Source organism: Dactylosporangium sp. NPDC049742, from assembly GCF_040674675.1.
GTDB lineage: Bacteria > Actinomycetota > Actinomycetes > Mycobacteriales > Micromonosporaceae > Dactylosporangium > Dactylosporangium maewongense.
Genome location: NZ_JBFANF010000009.1, coordinates 117,825 through 142,393, shown reverse-complemented (window position 1 = coordinate 142,393; position 24,569 = coordinate 117,825). Strand labels below are relative to the sequence as shown.

The following is a 24,569-nucleotide window of genomic DNA, read 5'->3' as shown; positions in this document are numbered from 1 at the left end:
GCCAACCCTACAGTGTTGCGTGTTAGTCTCCGCGAATGGTCTTCAAGAGCCTGAAGCGCGCGCTCGGTGTCGGTGGCCCGACGGTCGACACCGTCCTGGACAGTCCGGACGTGCAGCCCGGCGGGTACGTGCAGGGTCAGGTCCGGTTCGCCGGCGGCGACCACGAGGTCGAGGTCGAGCGGATCGTCGTCGCGCTGCAGACGCGCGTCGAGGTCGAGGGCGCCGACAGCGAGTACGACGCGACGGTCGAGTTCCAGCGCCAGCAGCTCACCGGCGGCTTCCGGCTCGGCCCGGGGCAGCAGCACGCGGTGCCGTTCCAGCTGCCGATCCCCTGGGAGACGCCGATCACGCACATGTACGGGCAGCGCCTGCACGGCATGACCATGGGCGTGCGCACCGAGCTCGAGGTCGCCAGGGCCATCGACAAGGGTGACCTCGACGCGATCAACGTGCACCCGCTGCCGGTGCAGGGTGCCATCCTGGACGCGTTCGGGCAGCTCGGTTTCCGGTTCAAGGCCGCCGACCTGGAGCGCGGGCACATCCACGGGGTGCACCAGACGCTGCCGTTCTACCAGGAGATCGAGTTCTACGCCGCGCACCAGTACGCGAGCCGCATCAACGAGGTCGAGCTCACGTTCGTGACCGACCCGCACGGCACGCAGGTCATCATCGAGTTCGACAAGCGCGGCGGGATCTTCACGGAGGGCACCGACTCGATCAGCCGGTTCCAGGTCGGGCACGCGCAGGCCGGGGCGGTCAACTGGCCCGCCGAGGTCAACAACTGGATCCAGCAGGCGACGCAGCGACGGGGCTGGCATTTCTGAAAGCAAGCCACCGACCGGTACCGTTAGCGGCACGTCAAAACTGACCGTCGGACACGGGAGGCCCGGGGATGCGTGAGCTCGTCGTCGTTGGTGTGCGGGCGCAGACCTGGCAGAGCCGTCCGATGGTGCTGCTCAAGGACGAGCAGACCGGCCGCCACCTGCAGTTCGCGGTCGAGGGCGGCCCGCGGGACATGGTCGAGCCGGTCAGCGCCGAGCTGTTCCAGCGGGCGCTGACCGCGCTGCGCGCCCCGCTGCGCGCGATCGAGGTCGTCGCGGCCACGGGCCCGTTCCAGCTGGTGCTCGGCGACGGCATCCGCGTGCCGGCCGCGCCCCTGGAGGCGATCGGCCTGGCCCGCCACTGGCGGGTGCCGATCGTGGCCAGCGAGGAGCTGCTCGCCCAGGCGTCCGTCGACGCCCCCGAGGGCGCCACGCAGCCGCTCGACCTGACCGCCCACATGGAGAAGCTGCCGTCGGGCCGCGCGACGCTGCTGATCCGCAAGGGCGCCGAGGCGGGCGCCGAGTTCGCCCTCGACGGCGAGATCGTCCGCTGCGGCCGCGACGCCGCCAACCAGATCGTCCTGGACGACAACACGGTCTCCCGCAAGCACGTCGAGTTTCACCGCAACCCGAGCGGCTTCGGCTATTCGACGCTCGACCTGGGCAGCCTCAACGGCACGTATGTCAACGGCGAGCGCGTCAAGAGCGCCACGCTGAAGGACGGCGACGAGGTCCAGGTCGGCAAGTTCACGCTGTCCTACCAGCTGCGCTGACCCGGACCCTGACCCTGCCGCGACCCGCCCGCCTCACCAGGCGGACGGGTTGTAGTCCTTCAGGAAGCAGCCGTAGAGGTCCTCGCCCTGCTCGCCGCGCACGATCGGGTCGTACACGCGAGCGGCGCCGTCGGTGAGGTCGAGCGGGGCGTGGAAGCCCTCCTCGTGCAGGCGCATCTTCGTCGGGTGCGGCCGCTCGTCGGTGATCCAGCCCGTGTCCACCGCGGTCATCAGGATGCCCTCCGTCAGCATCTCCTCCGCGCTGGTGCGGGTCAGCATGTTGAGCGCGGCCTTCGCCATGTTGGTGTGCGGGTGGCCGGGCCCCTTGTAGCGGCGGCTGAACTGGCCCTCCATGGCGGACACGTTCACCACGTACTTGCGGCGGGCCGGCGCCGCGGCCATGACCGGGCGCAGCCGGCTGACGAGGATGAACGGCGCCGTCACGTTGCACAACTGCACCTCGAGCAGCTCGAGGGGGTCGACCTCGTGCACCCGCTGGGTCCAGCTGTTGATCGAGGCGAGGTCCGGCACGAGCCCGCCGGCGTCGATCGCGGTCAGCGCGGCGACCTTCTCCGCGGTGGTGTTGCGGCTCGTCAGGGCCAGGGCCGTGAGCGCGTCCGGCGGGATGAGCGGCGACGAGCCGGCCTCCAGGGTCAGCTCCGCGTGCGGGTCGGCCTTGTGGAACGTCAGCAGCTCCGGCATCGGGCCGTCCAGCTCGACCGGCGTGGACTCGGCCGCGACGAGGTGGGAGTAGGAGCCGGGCGCCCGCTTCACGGTCTGCGCGGCGTTGTTGATGAGGATGTCCAGCGGGCCCTGCGCGGCGACGTCGTCGGCGAGCGCGACGACCTGGGCCGGGTCGCGCAGGTCGATGCCGATGATCCGCAGCCGGTGCAGCCAGTCGGCGCTGTCGGGCATCGCCGCGAAGCGGCGCACCGCGTCGTTCGGGAACCGGGTCGTGATCGTCGTGTGGGCGCCGTCGCGCAGCAGGCGCAGCGCGATGTACATGCCGATCTTCGCCCGGCCGCCGGTCAGCAGCGCCCGCCGGCCGGTGAGGTCGGTGCGGGCGTCGCGGCGCTGCCGGTTGAGCCGTGCGCAGTCCGGGCAGAGCTGGTGGTAGAACGCGTCGACGTCGACATACCGGTTCTTGCAGGTGTAGCAGGACCTCGGCCGCAGCAGCCGGCCCGCGGACGCGCCGATGGTCGGTGAGACCAGGGCGATGCCCTGCGTCTCGTCGTCGATGCGGCCGGGCGCCCCGGTCGCGGTGGCGGCCGTCACGACGCGGTCGTTCTCGGTGATGGCCGCGCGGCGGTCGCTGCGCCGCTGGCGCTTGACGCTCTTGTACAGGTGTGACGTCGCCCTGCGCACCCGCACCACGTCCGGGTGGTCCGGTGGGAGGTCGTCGAGCTCCTCGAAGACGGCGAGGCAGATCGCGAGCCGGTCGGGGTCGATCCCGGGCCCGAACGGCACGCCCTCGCTGTCGACCGGGACGCCCGCCGGGGCGTCGGTCGTGCGGCCGGGCACGGTGTCCTCCGGAGCGTCGGCGGGGGAGTGGCCGGCCCTCGGAGCAGGGGCGGAGACGAGAGTGGGGTCGTGCAGGGTCACCCCGGAACTGTACGCGAAACGTCGAACGGGTCCGGGTGGCGCCATTGCCGCCCCGGACCCGCCGCTGCCGCGACGTCCCCCGTCCCCCGTTGATTTCAACCGGTGGCCGTCGCGCTGCTTTCGACACTAGTCAGTAAACCCGATTTTCCGGTTATTTCGGACAAATCAGGGTGCCTCCGCCCGAACGTGTTCAGCGGGCGCCGGGTCGCCGCCCGTGCGGAGGTTTCTGGCCAGGGGCACCAGCAGCGGCGCGGCGAGCGCGATGACCAGCGGCGACAGGAGGAACCCGATCCGCGGCCCGGTCGTCGCGTCCAGGATCGCGCCGTCCACGGCGGCGCCCGCGGCGGCGCCGACCGAGAACGCCGTCGCCACCCACGCGAACGCCTCCGCCGCCGTGCCCGCCGGCGCGATCCGGTCGACGGTGACGAACGTCGCGGCCAGGAACGGCGGCAGGAACAGCCCCGAGAGGACGGCGAGGAGCAGCAGCAGGACCGGCTGGGACGGGGTGAGCAGCAGCGGCGCGTACCCGAGGCCGAGGCACAGCGCGAGCAGCGGCAGCCGCCGCCCGTCGACCTTCACCCGGGTGTTGACGAGCCCGCCGATGAGCGCACCGGTCGCCTGCGCCGCCAGGATCCAGCTCGACCAGCCACGGCCGCCGACGGACTCGGCGTAGTCGATCACCGCGACGGGGAGGCTGCCGACACCCGTACCGACGAGGACCACCGCGACGAGCAGCAGCCTCAGCCGGCCCGAGCGCAACGCCCCGGCCCAGTGCCGCTCCGCGTGCTCACCGCGCCACCCGCGCACCACGGGCGTCGTGACGAACCACACGGTCCCGGCCAGCTGCAGGCCCGCGGTCACGTACAGGCCCGCGACGGGACCGCCGGCCGCGACGGACGCGCCGGCGACCAGCGGACCGAAGATGAAGATGAGCTCCTGCACCGCGATGTCCAGGGTGTACGCGGTGGGCACCTGCTCCTCCGGCAGCAGCGACCGCCACAGCACCCGCAGGCCCGCCTCGAACGGAGGCGCGCCCAGCCCCGCCAGGAGCACCGCGAGCAGCGCCGCCCACAGCGGCACGCCCGACGCGAGGAGCACGAACCCGGCGGTGGACACGGCCGCACCGGCCAGCATCACCGGCGGCTGCCTGAACCGGTCGGCGACGCGGGCGAGGACCGGCCCGCCGACCGCGACCCCCGCCGTGTAGACGCCGACGAGCGCGCCGGCCGCGCCGATCGACAGCGTCTCGCGGGCGAACAGCAGCAGCGCGACGGGTGCGGCGCCGAGCGGCAGCCGGCCCAGCAAGCTCGCGGCGAGAACCCTGGCGACCTGAGCGGTCCGCAGCACGACAGTGAGCATGCCAGCGATCATGCGCGCTCGGCGTGACCCGGGTCGAGCCGGGTATCGCGGTGTGACGCTCACGACGGAGGCTTGTATGGCACCCCACATCGCGGTGGTCGGCGGCGGGTTCGCGGGGTTCCACGCCGCCCGGCGGCTGGCCCGGCTGACCCGCGGCCGGGCGCGGATCACGCTGCTCAACCCGACGGACTACTTCCTGTACCTGCCGCTGCTGCCGGAGGTGGCGGCCGGCGTCCTGGAGCCCCGCCGGGTGGCGGTGTCGCTGCCCGCCGCCCTGCCGGGGGTGCGGTTCGTGCTCGGCACCGCCACCCACGTCGACCCGCACCGGCGCACGGTCCGCTTCGAGGACGGCGCCGCGCGGACCCGGCAGCTCACGTACGACCGGCTGGTCATCACGGTCGGCAGCGTCAACAAGCTCCTGCCGATCCCCGGCGTCGCCGAGCACGCGCACGGCTTCCGCGGCATCCCGGAGGCGCTGTACCTGCGCGACCACCTGATCCGGCAGGTCGAGCTCGCCGCCTCCGCCGACGACCCGGAAGAGTGCACGGCCAGGCTGACGTTCGTCGTGGTCGGCGCCGGCTACACCGGCACCGAGGTCGCCGCGCACTGCCGGCTCGCCGTCGCCGACATCGTCAGCCACCAGCCGTCCCTCGCCGGCGTCCCGGTGCGCTGGCTGCTGCTGGACACCGCGCCACGGGTGCTGCCGGAGCTGTCGCCGCGCCTCTCCCGCACCGCGGACCGGGTGCTGCGCGCCCGCGGCGTCGAGGTGCTGACCGGCGCGTCCGTCGCCGCCGCCGAGTCGGACCGGGTCCGGCTCACCGACGGGCGGGTCGTGCCGACCCGCACCCTCATCTGGTGCGTGGGGGTGCGGCCCGACCCGCTCGTCGAGGACCTCGGGCTGCGCACCGAGCAGGGGCGGCTCGTCGTCGACGAGTACCTGACGGTGCCCGGGTTCCCGGACGTGTTCGCCTGCGGGGACGCCGCGGCCGTGCCCGACCTGACCCGCCCCGGCCGGCTGACCCCGATGACCGCGCAGCACGCCGTCCGGCAGGGCGCGCTCGCCGCGCGCAACGTGGTCGCGTCCTTCGGGATCGGGAAGCGGCGCCGGTACAAGCACCACGACCTCGGCTTCCTGGTCGACCTCGGCGGCCCGGACGCCGCGGCGAACCCGCTGCGGATCCCGCTGTCCGGCCTGCCCGCCAAGGCCGTCACCCGCGCCTACCACCTGCTGTCCCTGCCGGCGAACCGCGCGCGGGTCGCCGCCGACTGGATCGTCGCCTCGCACCCGCCCGCCGTCGGCCTCGGCCTCGCCGCTCCCGTCTCGCTTAACGACGCCATAAATACGCGTTAGGCGAGATTTGCAAATCGCAGAAGGGCTCGTTAAGCGCACCTCCGATACGTTTTTCCGCACCTGCTCGACAAAGGTGTGGAAGGAAATTGGCGATGCGTAGATCCGTGCTGTATCCGCTGGTCGCACTGGGTGCGACGGCCGGCACCCTGTGGTTCGGCTCGCCCGCTTCGGCGCACGGATACGTATCCTCGCCGCCGAGCCGGCAGGCGCTGTGCGCGCAGAAGAAGGTCGCCGACTGCGGTCCCATTCAGTACGAGCCGCAGAGCGTCGAAGGCCCGAAGGGGCAGAAGAACTGCAACGCCGGCAAGCCCGAGTTCGCGGTGCTCAACGACAACAGCCGCAACTGGCCCGCCACGCAGGTCGGCACCTCGGTCACCTTCAACTGGGTCCTGACCGCCCGGCACTCCACCAGCACGTGGGACTACTTCATCGGCAACACCCGCATCGCGCAGTTCGACGACGGCGGCAAGCAGCCGAACGCGACCGTGTCGCACCAGGTGAGCCTTGCGGGGTATTCGGGCCGGCAGACGGTCCTCGCGGTGTGGAACATCGCCGACACGGTGAACGCGTTCTACAACTGCGTCGACCTGCAGATCGGTTCCGGCGGCGGGACCACCCCCACGGCGACACCCAAACCCACCGCCACTGTGACATCTTCCCCGAAACCCACCGCTTCCGCCTCCCCGAAACCGACCGCTTCGAAGCCGCCCACCACCACGCCCGCTCCTGGCGGGGCCGCCTGGGCCGCCGGCGTCACCTACCATGTCGGTGACGTCGTCACGTACGACGGCCGCAAGTACCAGTGCCGCCAGGCCCACACCGCGATCTACAGCTGGGAGCCGATCTACACGCTCGCGCTCTGGCTGCCGGTGTGACCGCCGTGACGCGTGTCCGCACCGCCGTCGCGCTGCTGGTCGGCGCCGCGCTCCTGCTCACCGGCTGCAAGGACGTCGACCAGCCCGCGGGCGGTCCCCAGCGGGGTGCCGCGGCCGCGCCGCAGGGCGTCGCCGTCGTCGCCGAAGGTCCGCACAACGCCTACGACGTGCTGTTCCTGCAGATGATGATCGGCCACCAGCGGCAGGGCCTGGAGATGCTGAAGCTCGGCAAGGCCAAGGGCGTCCGCGAGGACGTCGTCAACCTCGCCGGCGCCATCGACGTCGTCGAGGCCGAGGAGGTCGACCGCATGAAGGGCTGGCTCACCGGCTGGAACGAGCAGGCCACCGGCAGCGACGACCACAGCAGCCACGCCGCGCACGGCGGCCAGCCCGCCACCGGCGAGGCGGAGATCAAGGCCCTGCGGGACGCGTCCGGCGCCGACTTCGAGACCAAGTTCCTCAACCTGCTGATCGCCCACCAGCACAACGCGGTCGAGATGGCGCAGCAGCTGAAGGCGAACGGCCAGAACAGCACCGTCAAGCAGTTCGCGGAGCGCATCGAGCTGTCCCGCACGCAGCAGATCAGCCAGATGCTGGCGCTCGTCAGCGGCTGACATGTTCCAAGAGGCCGGACGGGGGGAATCACTCCCTCGTCCGGCCTTTCCTGTCTGCGTGAGGTGAACGAGATGTCTTCCGAGGCCATGAGCCGCTGCCCCGTCTGCGGCGCGCGCGTCCACGTCAACGCCGGCTCCCCGACCCCGGCCCACCAGCCCGACGGCGTCACCGGCGCCGCGAGCCAGTGCGACGGGACCGGCCAGCCCTCCCGCTGACCTGCCCGGGTGACCCGCCCTCCGCAGGCTTTTCACCCGTTTTGTGGCGCTGTCGTCGCCGGTACCGGCGGCACGATCATCGACATGTTGCACCTCGACCCTGACAGCGTCCTTGTCACCACTGCTGCCGAGCTCCAGACGCGCCACCTCGAACGCGACCCGGACGACCCGGCCCGCTGCGGCGCCTGCGGCGCCCTCCTGCCCTGCCCCGTCGAGGCGGCCGCGGCGCTCGTCTGCCGCGCCGGCGGCCTCTGGCTCGAGGGCGACACCCTCGTCGACGCCCTGGAACCGCCCACCCAGCTCCTCGCGATCCTCCCCGCCCCCGTCTGACACCCGATGCGCCGCGGCGCGGGTGGTTGTCGAGGGGGCGTAGGGTGGCTGACGATGTTCGCGCTGCGCACCAGGCTCGCCGGTGTCGTCGCGCTGGTGGCGCTCGGCGCCGCCGGCTGCGGCGGCGACCCCGCCCCCTCGACCGCCCCGCCGACCCCGGCCACGTCGCAGTCACCCGGCCGCCAGGTGGGACCCGGTCCGACGTCCTCGCAGGCAGCCGTGCCGAGCACCGGCGCCACCGCGGGCGCCGCCGCCGGACAGCCGGTCAAGCACGCGTTCCCGGTGCAGGGCAAGGCCTCGTACGCGCGAACCCACCACGACTACCCGGCCAGCGACATCATGGCCGCCTGCGGCCTCACCGCCGTCTCCCCGGTCGACGGCACCGTCCTGGAGGTCACCCGCACCGACACCTACCAGGCAAAGGTCAACGACGGCGCCACCCGCGGCGGCCTCTCCGTCAACATCCTCGGCGGCGACGGCATCCGCTACTACATGTCCCACTTCTCCACGATCGACCAGGGCATCGAGGCCGGCACCCCGGTCAAGGCCGGCCAGCCGGTGGCCAAGGTCGGCCGCACCGGCGACGCCAGCGCCTGCCACATCCACTTCGGCATCTCCCCGGCCTGCCAGAAAACCACCGACTGGTGGACCCGCCGCGGCGCGATCTGGCCCTGGTCCTACCTGGACGCCTGGAAATCCGGCACCGAGAAGTCCCCGGCACCCGACGTCGAGAAGTGGCAACAACAACACGGCTGCCCCACCAAACCCCTGGTCAACCCGTAGCCCCAGCCCGCCACCACCCCCTGCCTACGCCGATTACCTGACAGCGCCACCGTCCAGCGGGAGACGGTCGGCAGCAGCAGGAGCGGCGGAGTTCCCTTGCGCGGTCAGGCGGTGCGGGGGAGCGCTGTGCGGGCGTGCGGCGCGCCCCGAGCGGCCAGGCGATGCGGGGAGCGCGCGAGAACGGCCCGACCGGCCAGGCGGCACAGACAGGCGGCACGGCGACGGGCCGGACGTGCGACGCGGGCAGGCGGCATGCGACGGGGCCGGACGTGCGACGCGGGCAGGCGGCATGCGACGGGGCCGGACGTGCGACGCGGGCAGGCGGCATGCGACGGGGCCGGACGTGCGATGCGGACAGGCGGCATGGCGACAGGCGGCGCGGACGAACGCGCGGTGTGGACGATGTGGTCCGGCTGGCGTCGGCGAGCATGCGGCGTGAATGCGCTGGCGGGCGGCTGCGGGTGGCGATGTGGGCAGGCGTGGCCGGCGAGTGCGGCGTGTTGCGTTGGCGGGCGGCGTGGCGACGAGGCCGGGCAGCCAGCGCGGGCGACGCGGGTGGGATGGCGGGTCGGGCGCGTGGCGTAGGCGTGCGGGCAGGTAGGACCGGCGGGCGGCGCTGCGGGCGAACGCGGCGCCGAGCCTGACTGCCGGAGCGGCCCTGGGGCGACATCGGCAGGTCGCCGTTGGGGCAGGTTCAGGTCGCGGCAGTGGTGGTCCGGACGGACTTGCCAGAAGCAGGCGTCGGCATGCGCGGCGCCCCAGGACACCGACCAGGCCGGGCGCGCCCGAGGTGGCGGCGGCGGGCCGATCGGGCGGCGGGGCAATCGGGCGGCGGGGCGAGCGGGCTGACCACGAACGACACGGCGCCGGTGCCCGGCGAGCGGCGCGGACGAACGTGCGGCGTGACGGTGTGGTCCGTCTGGCGTGGGCGACCGTACGGCGTGAATGCGCTGGCGGGCGGCGTGGCAGCGAGGCCGGGCAGCGAGCGTGGGCGACGCGGGTCGGGTGGCGCGGTCGGGCGTGCGGTGTGGGCGGTGTGGTTCGGGGTGGCGTGGGCGAGTGGCATGGGCGAGCGTGCGCCGTGAATGCGCTGGTGGGCGGCAGTGGGTGGCGATGTGGGCGGGCGGGGCGGCGAGTGCGGCGTGGGTTGCGTGGGCGGGCGGCGCGGCGACGAGGCCGGGCAGCCAGTGCGGGCGGCGCGGGTCGGATGGCGCGGTCGAGCGTGTGGCGTAGGCGCGCGGGCAGGTAGGACCGGCGGGCGGCGCTGCGGGCGAACGCGGCGCCGAGCCTGACTGCCGGAGCGGCCCTGGGGCGACTTCGGCAGGTCGCCGTCGGGGCAGGTTCAGGTCGCGGCAGCGGCGGTCCGGACGAGCTTGCAGGAAGCAGGCGTCGACATGCGCGGCGCCCCAGGACACCGACCAGGCCGGGCGCGCCCGAGGTGGCGGCGGGGCGAGCGGGCGGCGGGGCGGGCAGGCTGACGACGTGGGTGCGTAGGCGGCGCGGGTGGCCAGCGCGAGATCTGCCCGGGACGGTGCTCCGGCGTGTGGCGGCCCGGCGAGGATCACGGTTGTGCAGGTGGGCGGCTTGGGAGACGGATACGGGAGTGACGTTGAGGATGCCTTCGGGATGACCCCGGCCGGGGTAGGTGCAGGTCGGGGAGGCTGTCACGAGAGGGCTGCCGGGGGAAGGCGTTTCGGATGCAGTGGGGACGGGAGGGGCGCCGACCATGCAGGTCGGGCGCTGGCGGGCGGCGCGGGTGAGTGGGCGACAGGAGAGTCGGCTGCGGGAGTGGGCGAGCGAGTGGGCGGTGTAGGAGTCGGCTGCGGGAGTGGGAGTAGCCCCGAGGGTGCCATCGAAATGAGCCTGACCGGGCGGTGCGGGTCATGAAGGCTGCCATGGGGGAGCGGAGGTTGCTGGACGTGGGCGGCGTCCATGACATCGACCAGGCAGGCCGAGCGCCAGCGGGTGGCACAAGCCCAGCGGGTGGCACTGGTCGGCGGGCGGAACGGCACGAGTGGCGCAGGGCACTACAGGTGAGTTCGCACAGGGGGGACTGCGCAGGCTTGGACGTCGCGGCGCCCTGGACGGAGGTCGGGCAGGGCGCGCTCGTGTGTCCCGTCGCTCAGGACCACGCCCCGGGCGGAGTCGCGGTGGGGCGCTGCGGCACCGCAGAGGGTGGGTGGGCTCGCCGAGGTGGAGGGTCAGTCGTAGCAGAGGCAGAACGGGTGGCCTGACGGGTCGCTGTACACGCGGAAGCCGGCTTCCTTCGTCGAGAGCAGGGTGGCGCCCATGCGGAGGGCCGTGGACTCGGCGGCGTCGATGTCGTCGACCTGGATGTCGAGGTGGATCTGCTGGGGGTAGTTGGGGTCGGGCCACAGTGGCGGGCGGAATTCCGGGGCGTGCTGGAAGCTGAGCTTCGTCGTGCCGTCGCCGATGTCGACCCAGTCGCCGTCGACGCGGGTGATGGGCAGGTCGAGCAGCTCGGAATAGAACCGGGCGAGGGCATGCGGATCAGGAGAGTCGAGCACCACCGAGGTAAGTTTCGCCGTCATCCCTCCATCGTGCCCGACGGGTATGACAAAAAACCCTGGGCCTGGATCGCCGTGATGGCGACGGTGTTGACGATGTCCTTGACCGTGGCGCCGCGGGACAGGTCGTTGACGGGTTTGCGCAGGCCCTGCATGACGGGGCCGACGGCGACGGCGCCGGCGGAGCGCTGGACGGCCTTGTAGGTGTTGTTGCCGGTGTTGAGGTCGGGGAACACGAACACGGTCGCCTGGCCGGCGACGGCGCTGCCCGGGAGCTTGGTGGCGGCGACGGAGGGGTCGATCGCGGCGTCGTACTGGATGGGCCCCTCGACGGGAAGTCCGGGGCGGCGGGAGCGGACGAGCGAGGTCGCCGAGGCCACCTTCGTCACGTCGGCGCCGGCGCCGGACGTCCCGGTCGAGTACGACAGCATCGCCACCCGCGGGTCGATGCCGAACTGCGCGGCGGTCGAGGCCGACGACAGGGCGATGTCGGCCAGCTGCTCCGCGTCGGGGTCCGGGTTGACGGCGCAGTCGCCGTACACCAGCACACGATCCGGCAGGAGCATGAAGAAGACGCTGGAGGCGACGCTCAGGCCCGGCACCGTCTTGATGATCTCGAACGCGGGCCGGATCGTGGCGGCGGTGGTGTGCGTCGCGCCCGAGACCATGCCGTCGGCGAGGCCGAGGTGGACCATCATCGTGCCGAAGTAGCTGACGTCGCGGACCACGTCCCGGGCCAGATCCAGCGTTACACCCTTATGTACCCGTAAATCCGCGTAAACCGGGGCAAAGCGCTCCAGTAGCGGGGAGGTCGCGGGGTCGATCACGGCGGCGTCCGAGATGTCCAGACCCAGGTCCCGCGCCTTCGCGGCGATCACCGCAGGGTCCCCCAGCAGCGTCAGCGCGGCCACACCCCGGCGCAGCAGGATGTCCGCCGCCCGCAGGATCCGCTCCTCCGTCCCCTCCGGCAGGACCAGGTGCCGCTTCGCGGCCCGCGCCCGGTCGATCAGGTCGTACTCGAACATCAGCGGCGTCACGCGCGTCGACGCCGTCAGTTCGAGGGCCGCCTCGAGGGCCGCGGTGTCCACGTTCGACTCGAACGCCCCGAGCGCCGCCGCCACCTTCCGCGGGTTGGCGGGGCCGAGCCGGTGCTCCATCCGCGTCGAGGCCGCGATCGTGTCGTAGCTCGCCGCCGGTACCGACAACACGGCGAGACCGGTGTTGAGCCGCTCGAACAGGGCGAGGGCCGCCGGGTCGGGCGCAATCCCGAGCGTGAGCACGATCCCGGCGAGCGGCACGGTCCCCGACGCGTGCGCGGCGGCCGCGGCGACGAGCAGGTCGGCCCGGTCGCCGGGGGTGATCAGCAGGCAGTTGGCGGTCAGGTGGTCGAGCAGGGCCGGCACCTGGGCGGCGCCGACGACGTAGTCGAGCACGTCGCGCTCGAGCGACGCGGGGCCGGCGCTGACGACGGTCGCGCCCAGCGACGCGGCGACCTCCGCGACCGTCGGCGCCGCGACCGTCGCCACGTTCGGGATCGTGTAGCAGGGCACGGGCAGCGCCGGCGGCTTCTCCGACGACTTGTTCACCACGACCGCGGCGACGGTGGCGTCGTGCTCGACCAGCCCGTGGTACGCCTGCCGCGCCACCGACTCGACCGTGTCGGCGTCCAGGCCGGCGCCGTTGACGACGGCGACCACGACCGCGCCGAACTCGTTGGCCAGGCGGGCGTTGAGCGCGAGGCTCGGCGACTGCTCGTCGTCGAGGTCGCTGCCGATGACGACGACGGCGTCGTGGTCGCGGGCGATCGGCCGGAACCGCTCCACGATCCGCCCGACGAGGCCTTCGCCGTCGCCCGCGGACAGCATCTGCGCGGCCTCGGCCGCCGTGACGCCGAAGAGCTCCTGCTGGTCGCTGTCGATGTGGTACCGCTCGCACAGCAGCGCCAGGGTCGAGTCCTTCGCCGTCCCGTCGACGAACGGGCGGAACACCCCGATCCTGGGCACCTTCCGCGACAGGAGCTCGGCGAGGCCGAGCGCCACGGCGGACTTGCCGGATCCAGGTCCGTGTTCGACCAGGTACACGATACGAGCCACACCGCTAGTCTGCCTGTCATGATCCTCGTGCTCAACAGCGGCTCGTCGTCGGTGAAGTTCCGCGTCGTCGACCTGTCCGACCCGGCGGCCGCCGGACCCCACGGTGTCGTCGAGCGGATCGGCGAGCCCGGCGGGGTCGCCGACCACACGGCCGCGCTCGGCGAGATCCTCGGCGGCCTGGACACCGCCGGCATCGTCGCCGTCGGGCACCGGGTCGTGCACGGCGGCTCCACGTTCACCGAGCCGGCCCTCGTCGACGACGCGATGTTGTCGGTACTGCGGGAGCTCACGCCCCTCGCGCCGCTGCACAACCCGGGTGGCGTCGCCGGCATCGAGGCGGCCCGCGCGGCGCTGCCCGGCGTCCCGCACGTCGCGGTGTTCGACACGGCGTTCCACGCCTCCCTGCCCGCGGAGGCGCGCACCTACGCCCTGGACCGGGACCTCGCCAAGCGTTTCGGGATCCGGCGGTACGGCTTCCACGGCACCTCGTGCGACATCGTCTCCCGGCGTACCGCGGCGCTGCTCGGCCGCCCGCTCGCCGCGCTGAACATGATCGTGCTGCACCTGGGCAACGGCGCCAGCGCCACGGCGATCCGCGGCGGCCGCAGCGTCGAGACGTCGATGGGCCTCACCCCGCTCGAAGGCCTCGTGATGGGCACCCGCTCCGGCGACGTCGACCCCGCGGTCCTGAGCTACCTGCACCGCGCCGCCGGCCTCTCCGCCGCCGAGGCCGAGGAGCAGCTCCAGCGCCACGGCGGGCTGAAGGGCCTGTCCGGCGCCAACGACATGCGCACCGTCCTTGCCCGGCGCGAGTCAGGCGACCCGGACGCGTCGCTGGCCTTCGACGTGTACTGCCACCGGATCCGCAAGTACGTCGGCGCCTACCACGCGGTGCTGGGCCGCCTGGACGCGATCGCCTTCACCGCCGGCGTCGGCGAGCACGCCGCACCGGTCCGCGCCGCCGCCCTCGACGGCCTGGACACCTGGGGCATCACGGTCGACCCGGCCCGCAACGCCGCGCACACCCCGATCATCTCCCCGGACGGCGCCCCCGTGACGGTGTGCGTGGTGCCGACCGACGAGGAGCTGGCGATCGCCGAACAGGTCCGGGCCGTGACCGCGCCGGACGGGCACTAGACCGGCTCCGGCTCCACGACGTTCGACCCCACGGTGTACGACCCTGCGGCCGGCTCCGCGCTGACGGTGACGAGGCCCCGGCGGCGCGCGAGCCGGGTGACGACCGCGGCGTACACCAGGTTCACGACCAGGTTCAGCGCGAAGATCTGCCAGTCCAGGTCGTCGTAGGTCCCGGAATAGGTGAGCCAGCCGAACAGCGCGTCGTAGCCGAGGCCGGTCAGGTAGAGGCACGTCATCAGGGCGATGCCCGCCTCCAGGCCGCCGGTGCGCACCGCCAGCCAGCCCAGCACCGCCCCGGTGACCAGCCAGTCCGCGAACGACCACGGCCCGTCGGTGCCGAATGCGGCGGCGTAGAGGACCGCCTGGACCGCGATCGCCTGCCACGGCTTCGCACCGAACGCGCCGGCGGCCTGCAGCAGCCAGCCCCGGAACGCGTACTCCAGCGCGACGGCCATGAGCACCGTCGGCCCGAGGAAGATCAGGACGTTGCGCCCGAACTCACCGGCGCCGACCGGCGTTCCGTTGTCTCCGTCGCCCATCGCCTCGTAGACGAGTTCGCCCCCGGCGATCCACCCGACCGTCGTCACCGCCGCCACGAGCAGGCACCCGCCGAGCCAGCCCAGGCGGACCCGGCCGGTCACCGACGCGAGCGTGCCGACCGGGCGGTTCTGCACGTCGCGGGCGGCCAGCAGCGCCGCCGGCAGGAGCAGTCCGACGGTCAGCACGGACAGCCAGGCCGCGCCGGTCGGGCTGATCCTCAACACGCCGTTCACGCCGGTCAGCTCGTGCACGATGACGCTGACCGCGTCGACGGCGACGCCGAGAGCGGGCAGGGTTCCGAACCAGGCGACGGCCAGGATGAGCGTGCCCGCGACCGGCCGCCACCACCGGTGCGCCTCGGTGCGGGCGAGGCGATGGAACGGCGTCCCCGGCTCGGGCAGGCTCAGCATGCGCACATCAGAGCAGGACGGTGACTGGCACCCGCAGGTGGCGAGTGTCCGCCGGGTGGGCGTCCAGGAACCCCGGGACGGGCGGCCGGCGAGCGACCTGATCTCCTGGGCCCGGCCCGGCCGGCGGCACCAGCGCCGCTGCAGGATCGGGCGCCGACCTGCGAATCGGCGCCCCGCACGTCGGCGGTGGCACGCACGGCACGGCGGCCGTCGGCAGCGCGAAGGGCGTGTGCCGCGTCGGCCCGTCGAGCGTGGTCGGTCGAGCGTTCGGCCCGTCGAGCGTCCGGCGGGCGTCCGCCGGATGGGTGCATGCGGATTGGGCGACCACGGGATGCCGCGCATGCGCCGAAGCGGGCGCGCCAGCGCTGGCCGTGCGAGCGCAGCGAGCATGGGGGCCGCGGGTGGGAACCCCCGCCCCGCGCCGGGAGGCGCGGAGTATTACAGCGTTCAGCGCCAGCCGCGGGGGTGGTTGGCGGTGCGGGGGCCGCTGCCGCGAGTGGTGGCGCCGGCGGCTTCGGCGAGGATGTCGGCGAGGTCGTCGAAGCCGTCGCGGACCAGGCCGGCCGTGATCCGGACGTGGTCGCTGTCGAGGTGGCTCACCTCGAAGGGGGCGCCGGGGGCGACCGCGATGCCGTGTGCCGCCAGGGTGAGCATGGCGACCTGCTGGTTCGCCACGGCCATCCAGAGGTTGATGCCGTCGGCGGCGGTGGCCGTGACGCCGCGGGTGTCGAGGGCGTCGAGCAGGGCGGTGCGGCGGCGGGCGTACTCGTCGCGGGCGTGGACCACGGCGTCCACTGTGGACGGGTCGGTCAGCAGTTCGACGAGCACGGCCTGCAGGAGGCGGCTGGACCAGCCGGGGCCGAGCAGGCGGCGGTCGGCGACGGCGGTGACCACGGCGGCGGGGCCGCCGATCGCGGCGAGGCGCAGGTCGGGGCCGTGGCTCTTGGAGAAGCTGAGCACGTGGACGGTCCGGTCGGGCAGGCGGCGGCCGAGGCTGACCGGGGGCGCGGTCGCGATGTCGCCGGCGTGGTCGTCCTCGATGACGGTGACGCCCGGGTGACGGGCCAGGACGCGGGCGAGCTTGTCGGCGCGGGCCTGGGTCATGCTCGCGCCGGTCGGGTTGTGGGCGCGGGGTTGCAGGTACACGGCGACGGGCTCGCACTGCGTCACAGCGAGCGCGAGGGCGTCGGGGCGCATGCCGTGCTCGTCGATGGCGACGCCGACGACCGTGGCGCCGACGGCTTCGAGGAGGTCCAGCATCGGCGGGAACGCGGGGTTCTCCACCAGGACGTGGTCGCCGAAGCGGACCACGGTGCCGGTGATCCGGTCGAGGGCGTCCATCGCCCCATCGACGACGGTGAGCTGGTCAGGCGGGAACGGCCACCGCGCCCGCAGGACGTCCTCCAGCGCGGGCAGGACCGCGCCGTCGAGGTAGCTGGTGGTCAGCCGGGCGTCGCCGATGCGGCGCAGCGCCTCGGTGAGCGACGGCAGCAGGTCGTAGTCGGGCACGCCGGTGGAGAAGTCGCGCAGCAGCTCCGAGGGGCCGAGCTCGCCGACGCGTCCGCCGAGCTGCGCGTACCGCAGACGCTGGCGCGGCAGGGAAGGCGTGGCCACGAACGTGCCGGAGCGGCCCCGGGTTTGGATCGCGCCGGCGCGGGCAAGGCTGCGCCACGCCTCGGACACGGTGGTGGGGCTGATGCCGAGCTCGCGCGCGACGTCCCGCACGGTCGGCAGGCGGGAACCCGCGGGCAGCGTCCCGGCGGTCACCAGGCGGCTGACGGCGGCGGCGATTCCCCGGGCGCTGCGGTCGTCGACCGCCCCGGCGATGAGCGCGAGCAAATTACATCTCCGAAACATTCTGTAACGCTTGGACCATTGTCCGCCTAGATTTGTGTCGTTAGTGTCCTACGGCATCCGACCCGAGACAAGGTCAATGCCGCAGAGACCGCAGCACGACCGCCGCTGAAGCCCAGCACCGCCAAAAGCCCAGAGAGGGGCAGCCATGGCAGACGTGATCCGGGCCGCCATCGTCCAGACGAGCTGGACGGGCGACAAAGAGTCGATGATCAAAGCCCACGAGGAGTACGCGAGGCAGGCCGCGGCGCAGGGCGCCAAGGTCATCTGCTTCCAGGAGCTGTTCTACGGACCCTACTTCTGCCAGGTGCAGGACAAGGCCTACTACGAGTACGCCGAGTCCATCCCCGGCCCCACCACCGAACGGTTCCAGGCCCTCGCCGCCGAGCTGGGCATGGTGATGGTGCTGCCGATGTACGAGCAGGAGCAGCCCGGCGTCCTGTACAACACCGCGGCCGTGGTGGACGCGGACGGGAAGTATCTCGGCAAGTACCGCAAGAACCACATCCCGCAGGTGAAGGGCTTCTGGGAGAAGTTCTACTTCCGTCCGGGCAACCTCGGCTACCCCGTCTTCGACACCGCGGTCGGCAAGGTCGGCGTCTACATCTGCTACGACCGGCACTTCCCGGAGGGCTGGCGGGCGCTCGGTCTCAACGGCGCGCAGATCGTCTTCAACCCGTCCGCGACCAGCCGCGGCCTGTCCGCGTACCTGTGGCAGCTGGAGCAGCCGGCGAGCGCCGTCGCCAACGAGTACTTCATCGGCGCGATCAACCGCACCGGCGTCGAGGACCTCGGCGAAAACGACTTCTACGGCACGTCCTACTTCGTCGACCCCGAGGGCAAGTTCGTCGGCGAGGTCGGCGACGCGCACAACCCCGAGCTGATCGTCCGCGACCTCGACATGGGCCTGCTCGCCGAGGTGCGGGACCGATGGCAGTTCTACCGGGACCGGCGCCCGGACGCGTACGGGGACCTGGTGAAGCCGTGATCCTGATCAAGGGCGGGACGGTCATCGGTCCCACGGGCGCGCTGCTCGCCGACGTGCTCGTCGTCGGCGAACAGGTGTCGGCGATCTTCGCTCCCGGGCAGGGGCCGACCGAGGGCGACTTCGAGACGATCGACGCGACCGGCAAGTACGTCATCCCCGGCGCCGTCGACGCGCACACCCACATGGAGCTGCCGTTCGGCGGCACGTTCGCCAGCGACACGTTCGACACCGGCACCCGCGCCGCCGCCTGGGGCGGCACGACCACCATCATCGACTTCGCGGTGCAGCGCACCGGCGAGGTGGTGCAGGACGGGCTCGCCGCCTGGCACGGCAAGGCCGACGGCAACTGCCACATCGACTACGCGTTCCACATGATCCTCGGCGGCGTCGACGACGAGTCGCTCAAGGCCATGGACACCCTCGTCACCGACGAGGGGATCACCAGCTTCAAGCTGTTCATGGCGTACCCCGGCGTCTTCTACAGCGACGACGGCCAGATCCTGCGCGCCATGCAGAAGGCCCGCGACAACGGCGCCATGATCATGATGCACGCGGAGAACGGGCCCGCGATCGACGTCCTGGTCAAGCAGGCCCTCGAACGCGGCGAGACCGACCCGATCCACCACGGCCTCACCCGCCCCGAGGCCCTGGAGGCGGAGGCGACCAGCCGCGCGATCTGGCTCGCCGGGGTCGCCGCCGACTGCCCGCTCTACATCGTGCACCTGTCTGCCAGCAAGGCCCTGGAACAGGTCGCCGCCGCCCGCGACCTCGGCCGCAACGTCTTCGCCGAGACGTGCCCGCAGTACCTGTACCTGACGCTCGAGGACCAGCTCGGCGCGCCCGGCTTCGAGGGCGCCAAGTGGGTCTGCTCGACGCCGCTGCGCAGCAAGCACGAGACGCACCGCGCCGACCTGTGGCAGGGGCTGCGCACCAACGACCTGTCCGTCGTGTCCACCGACCACTGCCCCTTCTGCTTCAAGGACCAGAAGGAGCTCGGCGTCGGCGACTTCTCGAAGATCCCCAACGGCATCGGCAGCGTCGAGCACCGCGTCGACCTGCTGTACCAAGGCGTCGTCGACGGCAAGCTCAGCCTCGCCCGCTGGGTCGAGACGATCGCGACCACCCCCGCGCGCATGTTCGGCCTGTTCCCCCGCAAGGGCATCATCGCCCCCGGATCCGACGCCGACATCGTCCTGTACGACCCGGCGGCCCGCACCCGCATCGGCGTCGAGACGCACCACATGAACATGGACCACTCCGCCTGGGAAGGCTACGAGATCGCCGGGAAGGTCGACACCGTCATGTCCCGCGGCCGCGTGATCGTGAAGGACGGCGCGTATCACGGCGGCAAGGGCCACGGGCAGTTCGTCCGCCGCGGACTCTCCGACTACCTGATCTGAAACCGAGGCAACAAGACATGCGTGAGATCAAGCATTGGCTCGACGGTGCCGCCGTGGAAGGCACCAGCGGCCGCCAGTTGCCGGTCTGGGACCCGGCGACCGGCGAGCAGCAGGCGTACGTCGTCGCCGCGACGAAAGCGGAGACCGACAGGGCGGTCGCCAGCGCCCTGAAGGCGTTCCCGGCGTGGCGGGCGGCGTCGCTGTCCCGGCGCGCCGAGGTCATGTTCCGGTTCCGTGAGCTGGTGGACGCCAACCGCAAGGAGATCGCGGCGCTCGTCAGCGCCGAGCACGGCAAGACCGTCGCCGACGCCGCCGGCGAGGTGGCCCGCGGGCTGGAGAACGTCGAGTTCGCCACCGGCGCCCCGCACCTGCTCAAGGGCGGCTACAGCGAGCAGGCGTCCAACGGCGTCGACGTGTACTCGATCCGCCAGCCCCTCGGGGTGGTCGCCGGCATCACCCCGTTCAACTTCCCGGCGATGGTCCCGATGTGGATGTTCGCCAACGCGCTCGTCTGCGGCAACACGTTCGTGCTCAAGCCGAGCGAGAAGGACCCGTCCGTCTCGCTGCTCCTCGCCGACCTGCTCCGTCAGGCCGGGCTGCCCGACGGTGTGTTCAACGTCGTGCAGGGCGACCGGGAGGCCGTCGAGACCCTCCTGGTCCACCCTGACGTGCAGGCGCTGAGCTTCGTCGGCTCCACCCCGATCGCCAAGGCCGTCTACGAGGCCGGCACCAGGGCCGGCAAGCGGGTCCAGGCGCTCGGCGGCGCGAAGAACCACATGGTCGTCCTGCCCGACGCGGACGTGAGCTCCGCCGCCGACGCCGCGGTGTCCGCCGGGTACGGCTCGGCGGGGGAGCGCTGCATGGCGATCTCCGTCGTCGTCGCCGTCGGTGCCGTCGCCGACCCCCTGGTGCAGGCGATCAGCGACCGGATCGGCCGGATCGCGGTCGGCCCGGCCAGCGACCCGGCCGCGGAGATGGGCCCGCTCATCACCCGCGAACACCGCGACAAGGTCGCTGGCTACCTGAGCGAGCCCGGGACGGCCGAGGTCGTCGTCGACGGCCGCGACGCCCCGGTCAGCAGCGGCCCCGGGTTCTTCCTCGGCGCGTCACTGGTGGACAAGGTCAGCACCGACTCCCCGCTGTACACCGACGAGATCTTCGGCCCGGTCCTGTCCGTGGTCCGTGTGGACTCCTACGACGAGGCCCTGAAACTCGTCAACGACAACGAGTACGGCAACGGCACCGCCATCTTCACCCGCGACGGCGGCGCCGCCCGGCAGTTCCAGTACGACGTCGTCTGCGGCATGGTCGGCGTCAACGTCCCCGTTCCGGTCCCGGTCGCCTACTACAGCTTCGGCGGCTGGAAGTCCTCGCTCTTCGGCGACCTGCACATGTACGGCCCCGAAGGAATCCAGTTCTACACGCGCAGCAAGGTCGTCACCTCGCGCTGGCCCGACCCGGCCACGTCGGAGGTCGACCTGGGCTTCCCCAAGGTGAGGTGACGTATGGACGTAGGGGTGGTGCTCCAGTGTGACCCGCCTGCCATGCAAACGGTCGAGCTCGCGAAGCAGGCGGAGGCGGCCGGGTTCAGCCACGTGTGGACGTTCGACTCGCACGTGCTGTGGCAGGAGCCGTTCGTCATCTACAGCAAGATCCTCGCCGACACCGAGCGGGTGATCGTGGGGCCGATGGTCACCAACCCCGGCACCCGCGACTGGACCGTGACGGCGTCGCTGTTCGCCACCCTCAACGAGATGTACGGCAACCGCACCGTCTGCGGCATCGGCCGCGGCGACTCCGCGGTGCGGGTCCTCGGCAGCCGGCCGACGACCCTCGCCGAGCTGCGCGAGTGCGTGCAGGTCATCCGCGAGCTCGGCAACGGCCGGGAGGTGCACCTGCGCGACCGGGACCTGCGGTTCGCGTGGGCGCCCGACAGCCGCCTCGAGGTGTGGGTCGCCGCGTACGGCCCGAAGGCCCTCGCGCTCACCGGCGAGGTCGGCGACGGGTACATCCTGCAGCTCGCCGACCCCGACATCGCCGCCTGGATGATCAAGGCGGTGCGGGACGCGGCCGAGAAGGCGGGCCGCGACCCGGCGGCGATCAAGTTCTGCGTGGCCGCGCCCGCGTACGTGGGCGACGACCTCGAACACCAGCGGGAGCAGACCCGGTGGTTCGGCGGGATGGTCGGCAACCACATCGCCGACATCGTCGAGCGGTACGGCAGCGACGGCGCGGTCCCGACGGCCCTCACCGACTACATCAAGGGCCGCAAGGGCTACGACTACGCGGAGCACGGGCGGGCCGGCAACCCGCACACCGACTTCGTGCCCGACGAGATCATCGACCGGTTCTGCGTCCTCGGCCCGGTCGAGCAACACCTGCAACGGCTCAACGAGCTGAAGGAACTCGGCGTCGACCAGTTCGCCGTGTACCTGCAGCACGACGCGAAGGAATCGACGCTGCGCGCCTACGGCGAGCAGATCATCCCGGCGCTGTCATGAAGAAGGTCCTCGGTGCTCTCGGGGGGCTGGTCGTCTTCGCCCTGTTGTGGGAGGGGTACAAGGCGGTCGGCGACCCCGAGGGCACCGCGGTCCTCGGCGTGAAGGTGCTGCCCCGCGCCGACGACCTGTCGATGCCGCACCTGTGGACGGTCGCGCAGCGGCTGGGGCGGCCGGAGCTGACCGGCGGCCGCCCCGTGTGGCAGGTCGTCGCGGACGCCTGCCTGTTCACCCTGGGTGTCACCGCGGTCGGTTTTCTCGCCGGTACGGCGATCGGCTTCGTCCTCGCCACCGTGATGCAACGCTTCCGGGTCGTGGAGCGGGGCCTGCTGCCCTACGTGGTGCTGTCGCAGACCGTGCCCCTGGTGGCGCTCGCGCCGCTCGTCGCCGGCTGGAGCGGCGCCCTGTCGTTCGGTCCCTACCCGTGGCAGGACTGGATGACGGTCGCCGTCATCGCCTCCTACCTCGCGTTCTTCCCCGTCGCCGTCGGGCTGCTGCGCGGCCTGCAGTCCCCGTCGGCGTCGGGCGTGGAGCTGATGCGCTCCTACGCCGCCGGCTGGTGGCGCACGTACCTGAAGCTGCGGCTGCCCGCCGCGCTGCCGTTCCTGTTCCCCGCGCTGCGCCTCGCCGGCGCGGCCGCGGTCGTCGGCGCGGTCGTCGGGGAGATCTCCACCGGCACCCGCGGCGGGATCGGGCGGCTCGTCATCGAGTACTCCAGGGAGGCCACCTCTGACCCCGCGAAGGTCTACACCGCCATGCTCGGCGCCGCCGTCCTCGGCCTCGTCGTCGCCGGCACCGTCAGCCTGCTCGAGCTCCCGCTCATGCGCCATCGACGGAGGGTCGAGGTGAACGTCGTATGAGCGCCGTCTCGATCGCCGGTGTCAGCGCTGTCTCGATCGCTGGTGTCAGCAAGGTGTTCAACGCGGGTCGCCCCGACGAGGTGACCGCGCTGTCCGACGTGGACCTGACCGTCGACAGTGGACAGTTCGTGTCGCTGATCGGGCCGTCCGGGTGCGGCAAGAGCACCCTCCTGCGGCTCATCGCCGACCTCATCGAGCCTACCGCGGGCACTGTCACCGTCGCAGGGAAACCGGCCGCGCAGGCCCGCCGCGACCAGGAGTACGGCATCGCCTTCCAGCAGGCCGGCCTCTTCGAGTGGCGCACCGTGCGGCGCAACGTCGAGCTCCCCCTCGAACTGCGCAAGGTGCCCAAGGCGGAGCGCCGGCAGCGGGCCGAGGAGATGCTCGCCCTCGTCGGCCTCGCCGACTTCGCCGGGCACTACCCGGCCCAGCTGTCCGGCGGCATGCAGCAGCGGGTCGCGATCGCGCGGGCCCTGGCGGTACACCCGCCGCTGCTGCTCATGGACGAGCCCTTCGGCGCCCTCGACGAGATGACGAGGGAACGGCTGCAGGGCGAGCTGCTGCAGATCTGCGCCAAGACCGGCACCAGCACGGTCTTCGTCACGCACTCGATCTCCGAGGCGGTGTTCCTGTCCGGCAAGGTCGTCGTCATGTCCGCGCGGCCCGGCCGGATCACCGCGACCGTCGACATCGACCTGCCGGCCCGCGACGAGGCGGCCCGGCAGTCCCCGGCCTACTTCGAGCACGTCACCGCGGTCCGGAAGGCGCTGCGGGCATGAAGTACCTCCGATCGGTCCTGCCCCCGGTGCTGGTCGGCGTCGTCGCGGTCGTCCTGTGGGAGGTCGTGGTCACGGCCGGGCGGATCGCGCCGTTCATCCTGCCGGCACCGTCGGCGATCTGGGCGCAGCTGGTGGAGCAGCGCGGCAACGTGCTCGACGCCGCGCTCGCCAGCGGCGCCAACGCCCTCGTCGGGCTCGTCGGCGGCACCGCCGTCGCGATCCTCGCCGCGCTCGCCACCAGCCGGTCGAAGCTGCTCAGCGACGTCGCCGTGCCGTACGCGGCGGTCGTCAACGCGCTGCCGATCATCGCCCTCGCCCCGATCCTCAACAACATGTTCGACTCCACCAGCAGCCTGCCGCGGCGGGTCGTCGCCGGGATCATCGTGTTCTTCCCGGTCTTCATCAACACGCTGCGCGGACTGCGGGAGGTCGACCCCACCCACCGCGAGCTGATGGCCAGCTACGCGGCGGGCGGCTGGACGTTCGCCCGGCTCGTGCGCCTGCCCGGCGCGCTGCCCTACGTGTTCACCGGACTGCGGCAGGCGTCCTCCCTCGCCGTCATCGCCGCGGTCGTCGCCGAGTACTTCGGCGGCCTGCAGGACGGGCTGGGGGCGCGGATCACCTCCGCCGCCGCGTTCACCGCGTATCCCCGAGCGTGGGCGTTCGTGGTCGGCGCCTGCGCCCTCGGCCTCGTCTTCTACCTGACCACGCTCCTCCTGGAGCGTCTGGCAATGCCCTGGAAGGCCCGTTCGTAGTTC

The 24,569-nt window shown here is 72.4% G+C and carries 22 protein-coding genes; 16 read left to right on the top strand and 6 right to left on the bottom strand.

What is annotated here, in order from left to right:
- The first annotated feature begins 35 nt into the window (after positions 1-35).
- Together AB0J72_RS14660 and AB0J72_RS14655 are read left to right on the top strand one after the other, a co-directional pair.
- A complete protein-coding gene (locus AB0J72_RS14660) occupies positions 36-824 on the top strand; it encodes a sporulation protein (protein ID WP_363398756.1) in 789 nt (262 codons plus the stop codon).
- A 68-nt stretch (positions 825-892) separates the two neighbouring features.
- The gene (locus tag AB0J72_RS14655; RefSeq protein WP_360561678.1) at positions 893-1,594 is read left to right on the top strand and encodes an FHA domain-containing protein; all 702 of its coding nucleotides are present in this window, start codon (positions 893-895) and stop codon (positions 1,592-1,594) included.
- 33 nt (positions 1,595-1,627) lie between these two features.
- On the opposite strand, the gene AB0J72_RS14650 is transcribed toward AB0J72_RS14655, so the two are convergent.
- On the bottom strand, positions 1,628-3,061 hold the full coding sequence (locus AB0J72_RS14650) for an SDR family NAD(P)-dependent oxidoreductase (RefSeq protein WP_363398968.1): 1,434 nt from the start codon (positions 3,059-3,061) through the stop codon (positions 1,628-1,630).
- A gap of 300 nt (positions 3,062-3,361) precedes the next feature.
- Positions 3,362-4,555, bottom strand: a complete 1,194-nt coding sequence (locus tag AB0J72_RS14645) for an MFS transporter (protein ID WP_363398753.1) — start codon at positions 4,553-4,555, stop codon at positions 3,362-3,364.
- A gap of 76 nt (positions 4,556-4,631) precedes the next feature.
- On the opposite strand from AB0J72_RS14645, the gene AB0J72_RS14640 reads away from it, so the two are divergent.
- From AB0J72_RS14640 to AB0J72_RS14615, 6 genes are all read left to right on the top strand, one after another.
- Positions 4,632-5,906 (top strand): NAD(P)/FAD-dependent oxidoreductase, encoded by a 1,275-nt coding sequence (locus AB0J72_RS14640; RefSeq protein WP_363398751.1) that lies wholly within the window; start codon positions 4,632-4,634, stop codon positions 5,904-5,906.
- Between the two features lie 86 nt (positions 5,907-5,992).
- Positions 5,993-6,781, top strand: coding sequence for a lytic polysaccharide monooxygenase (locus tag AB0J72_RS14635; protein ID WP_363398749.1), 789 nt, complete (start codon positions 5,993-5,995; stop codon positions 6,779-6,781).
- 5 nt (positions 6,782-6,786) lie between these two features.
- Positions 6,787-7,395 carry a DUF305 domain-containing protein gene (locus tag AB0J72_RS14630; protein ID WP_363398747.1) on the top strand — a complete coding sequence of 203 codons (609 nt, stop codon included), beginning with the start codon at positions 6,787-6,789 and terminating at the stop codon, positions 7,393-7,395.
- A gap of 72 nt (positions 7,396-7,467) precedes the next feature.
- Positions 7,468-7,611 carry a hypothetical protein gene (locus AB0J72_RS14625; RefSeq protein ID WP_344502597.1) on the top strand — a complete coding sequence of 48 codons (144 nt, stop codon included), beginning with the start codon at positions 7,468-7,470 and terminating at the stop codon, positions 7,609-7,611.
- Positions 7,612-7,695: 84 nt separating this feature from the next.
- Entirely contained in the window at positions 7,696-7,941 is a 246-nt protein-coding gene (locus AB0J72_RS14620; protein WP_344502596.1) for a hypothetical protein, read from the top strand.
- Between the two features lie 54 nt (positions 7,942-7,995).
- Positions 7,996-8,724, top strand: a complete 729-nt coding sequence (locus tag AB0J72_RS14615) for a M23 family metallopeptidase (protein WP_363398745.1) — start codon at positions 7,996-7,998, stop codon at positions 8,722-8,724.
- Between the two features lie 2,201 nt (positions 8,725-10,925).
- Here AB0J72_RS14615 and AB0J72_RS14610 read toward each other — a convergent pair.
- Together AB0J72_RS14610 and pta are read right to left on the bottom strand one after the other, a co-directional pair.
- Positions 10,926-11,276: a VOC family protein gene (locus tag AB0J72_RS14610; protein ID WP_363398743.1), complete on the bottom strand. Its 351-nt coding sequence runs from the start codon at positions 11,274-11,276 to the stop codon at positions 10,926-10,928.
- Positions 11,273-13,345 carry a phosphate acetyltransferase gene (gene pta / locus AB0J72_RS14605; RefSeq protein ID WP_363398741.1) on the bottom strand — a complete coding sequence of 691 codons (2,073 nt, stop codon included), beginning with the start codon at positions 13,343-13,345 and terminating at the stop codon, positions 11,273-11,275. The genes AB0J72_RS14610 and pta overlap by 4 nt, the downstream gene beginning before the upstream one ends.
- Positions 13,346-13,363: 18 nt before the next feature.
- Here pta and AB0J72_RS14600 point away from each other — a divergent pair, with 18 nt between their 5' ends.
- A complete protein-coding gene (locus tag AB0J72_RS14600) occupies positions 13,364-14,482 on the top strand; it encodes an acetate kinase (protein WP_363398739.1) in 1,119 nt (372 codons plus the stop codon).
- Here AB0J72_RS14600 and AB0J72_RS14595 read toward each other — a convergent pair.
- Together AB0J72_RS14595 and AB0J72_RS14590 are read right to left on the bottom strand one after the other, a co-directional pair.
- Complete coding sequence (locus AB0J72_RS14595) at positions 14,479-15,432, bottom strand: CPBP family intramembrane glutamic endopeptidase (protein WP_363398737.1); 954 nt, start codon at positions 15,430-15,432, stop codon at positions 14,479-14,481. The two genes, AB0J72_RS14600 and AB0J72_RS14595, sit on opposite strands and share 4 nt — an antisense overlap.
- Positions 15,433-15,879: 447 nt before the next feature.
- Positions 15,880-17,271 carry an aminotransferase class I/II-fold pyridoxal phosphate-dependent enzyme gene (locus AB0J72_RS14590; protein WP_363398735.1) on the bottom strand — a complete coding sequence of 464 codons (1,392 nt, stop codon included), beginning with the start codon at positions 17,269-17,271 and terminating at the stop codon, positions 15,880-15,882.
- Between the two features lie 163 nt (positions 17,272-17,434).
- Between AB0J72_RS14590 and AB0J72_RS14585 the strand changes: the two genes are divergently transcribed.
- Genes AB0J72_RS14585 through AB0J72_RS14555 form a run of 7 tightly spaced genes read left to right on the top strand, consistent with a single transcriptional unit; the run spans position 17,435 to position 24,566 of the window.
- The gene (locus AB0J72_RS14585) at positions 17,435-18,274 is read left to right on the top strand and encodes a nitrilase-related carbon-nitrogen hydrolase (RefSeq protein WP_363398733.1); all 840 of its coding nucleotides are present in this window, start codon (positions 17,435-17,437) and stop codon (positions 18,272-18,274) included.
- The gene (gene hydA, locus AB0J72_RS14580; RefSeq protein ID WP_363398731.1) at positions 18,271-19,674 is read left to right on the top strand and encodes a dihydropyrimidinase; all 1,404 of its coding nucleotides are present in this window, start codon (positions 18,271-18,273) and stop codon (positions 19,672-19,674) included. Before AB0J72_RS14585 ends, hydA begins: the two co-directional genes overlap by 4 nt.
- A 17-nt stretch (positions 19,675-19,691) precedes the next feature.
- Complete coding sequence (locus AB0J72_RS14575; protein ID WP_363398729.1) at positions 19,692-21,176, top strand: CoA-acylating methylmalonate-semialdehyde dehydrogenase; 1,485 nt, start codon at positions 19,692-19,694, stop codon at positions 21,174-21,176.
- Between the two features lie 3 nt (positions 21,177-21,179).
- Positions 21,180-22,175 (top strand): TIGR03842 family LLM class F420-dependent oxidoreductase, encoded by a 996-nt coding sequence (locus AB0J72_RS14570; RefSeq protein ID WP_363398727.1) that lies wholly within the window; start codon positions 21,180-21,182, stop codon positions 22,173-22,175.
- Positions 22,172-23,032: an ABC transporter permease subunit gene (locus tag AB0J72_RS14565; RefSeq protein WP_363398725.1), complete on the top strand. Its 861-nt coding sequence runs from the start codon at positions 22,172-22,174 to the stop codon at positions 23,030-23,032. The genes AB0J72_RS14570 and AB0J72_RS14565 overlap by 4 nt, the downstream gene beginning before the upstream one ends.
- Positions 23,029-23,811, top strand: a complete 783-nt coding sequence (locus AB0J72_RS14560) for an ABC transporter ATP-binding protein (RefSeq protein WP_363398723.1) — start codon at positions 23,029-23,031, stop codon at positions 23,809-23,811. The genes AB0J72_RS14565 and AB0J72_RS14560 overlap by 4 nt, the downstream gene beginning before the upstream one ends.
- Positions 23,808-24,566 carry an ABC transporter permease gene (locus AB0J72_RS14555; protein ID WP_363398721.1) on the top strand — a complete coding sequence of 253 codons (759 nt, stop codon included), beginning with the start codon at positions 23,808-23,810 and terminating at the stop codon, positions 24,564-24,566. The genes AB0J72_RS14560 and AB0J72_RS14555 overlap by 4 nt, the downstream gene beginning before the upstream one ends.
- Positions 24,567-24,569 lie beyond the last annotated feature (3 nt).

Bases quoted from the DNA above. Each gene is read 5' to 3' on its own strand.
- AB0J72_RS14660 (WP_363398756.1), top strand. From the start codon at position 36: ATGGTCTTCAAGAGCCTGAAGCGCGCGCTCGGTGTCGGTGGCCCGACG.
- AB0J72_RS14655 (WP_360561678.1), top strand. From the start codon at position 893: ATGCGTGAGCTCGTCGTCGTTGGTGTGCGGGCGCAGACCTGGCAGAGC.
- AB0J72_RS14645 (WP_363398753.1), bottom strand. From the start codon at position 4,555: ATGCTCACTGTCGTGCTGCGGACCGCTCAGGTCGCCAGGGTTCTCGCC.
- AB0J72_RS14640 (WP_363398751.1), top strand. From the start codon at position 4,632: ATGGCACCCCACATCGCGGTGGTCGGCGGCGGGTTCGCGGGGTTCCAC.
- AB0J72_RS14625 (WP_344502597.1), top strand. From the start codon at position 7,468: ATGTCTTCCGAGGCCATGAGCCGCTGCCCCGTCTGCGGCGCGCGCGTC.
- AB0J72_RS14620 (WP_344502596.1), top strand. From the start codon at position 7,696: ATGTTGCACCTCGACCCTGACAGCGTCCTTGTCACCACTGCTGCCGAG.
- AB0J72_RS14615 (WP_363398745.1), top strand. From the start codon at position 7,996: ATGTTCGCGCTGCGCACCAGGCTCGCCGGTGTCGTCGCGCTGGTGGCG.
- AB0J72_RS14610 (WP_363398743.1), bottom strand. From the start codon at position 11,276: ATGACGGCGAAACTTACCTCGGTGGTGCTCGACTCTCCTGATCCGCAT.
- AB0J72_RS14600 (WP_363398739.1), top strand. From the start codon at position 13,364: ATGATCCTCGTGCTCAACAGCGGCTCGTCGTCGGTGAAGTTCCGCGTC.
- AB0J72_RS14595 (WP_363398737.1), bottom strand. From the start codon at position 15,432: ATGCTGAGCCTGCCCGAGCCGGGGACGCCGTTCCATCGCCTCGCCCGC.
- AB0J72_RS14585 (WP_363398733.1), top strand. From the start codon at position 17,435: ATGGCAGACGTGATCCGGGCCGCCATCGTCCAGACGAGCTGGACGGGC.
- AB0J72_RS14575 (WP_363398729.1), top strand. From the start codon at position 19,692: ATGCGTGAGATCAAGCATTGGCTCGACGGTGCCGCCGTGGAAGGCACC.
- AB0J72_RS14570 (WP_363398727.1), top strand. From the start codon at position 21,180: ATGGACGTAGGGGTGGTGCTCCAGTGTGACCCGCCTGCCATGCAAACG.
- AB0J72_RS14565 (WP_363398725.1), top strand. From the start codon at position 22,172: ATGAAGAAGGTCCTCGGTGCTCTCGGGGGGCTGGTCGTCTTCGCCCTG.
- AB0J72_RS14560 (WP_363398723.1), top strand. From the start codon at position 23,029: ATGAGCGCCGTCTCGATCGCCGGTGTCAGCGCTGTCTCGATCGCTGGT.
- AB0J72_RS14555 (WP_363398721.1), top strand. From the start codon at position 23,808: ATGAAGTACCTCCGATCGGTCCTGCCCCCGGTGCTGGTCGGCGTCGTC.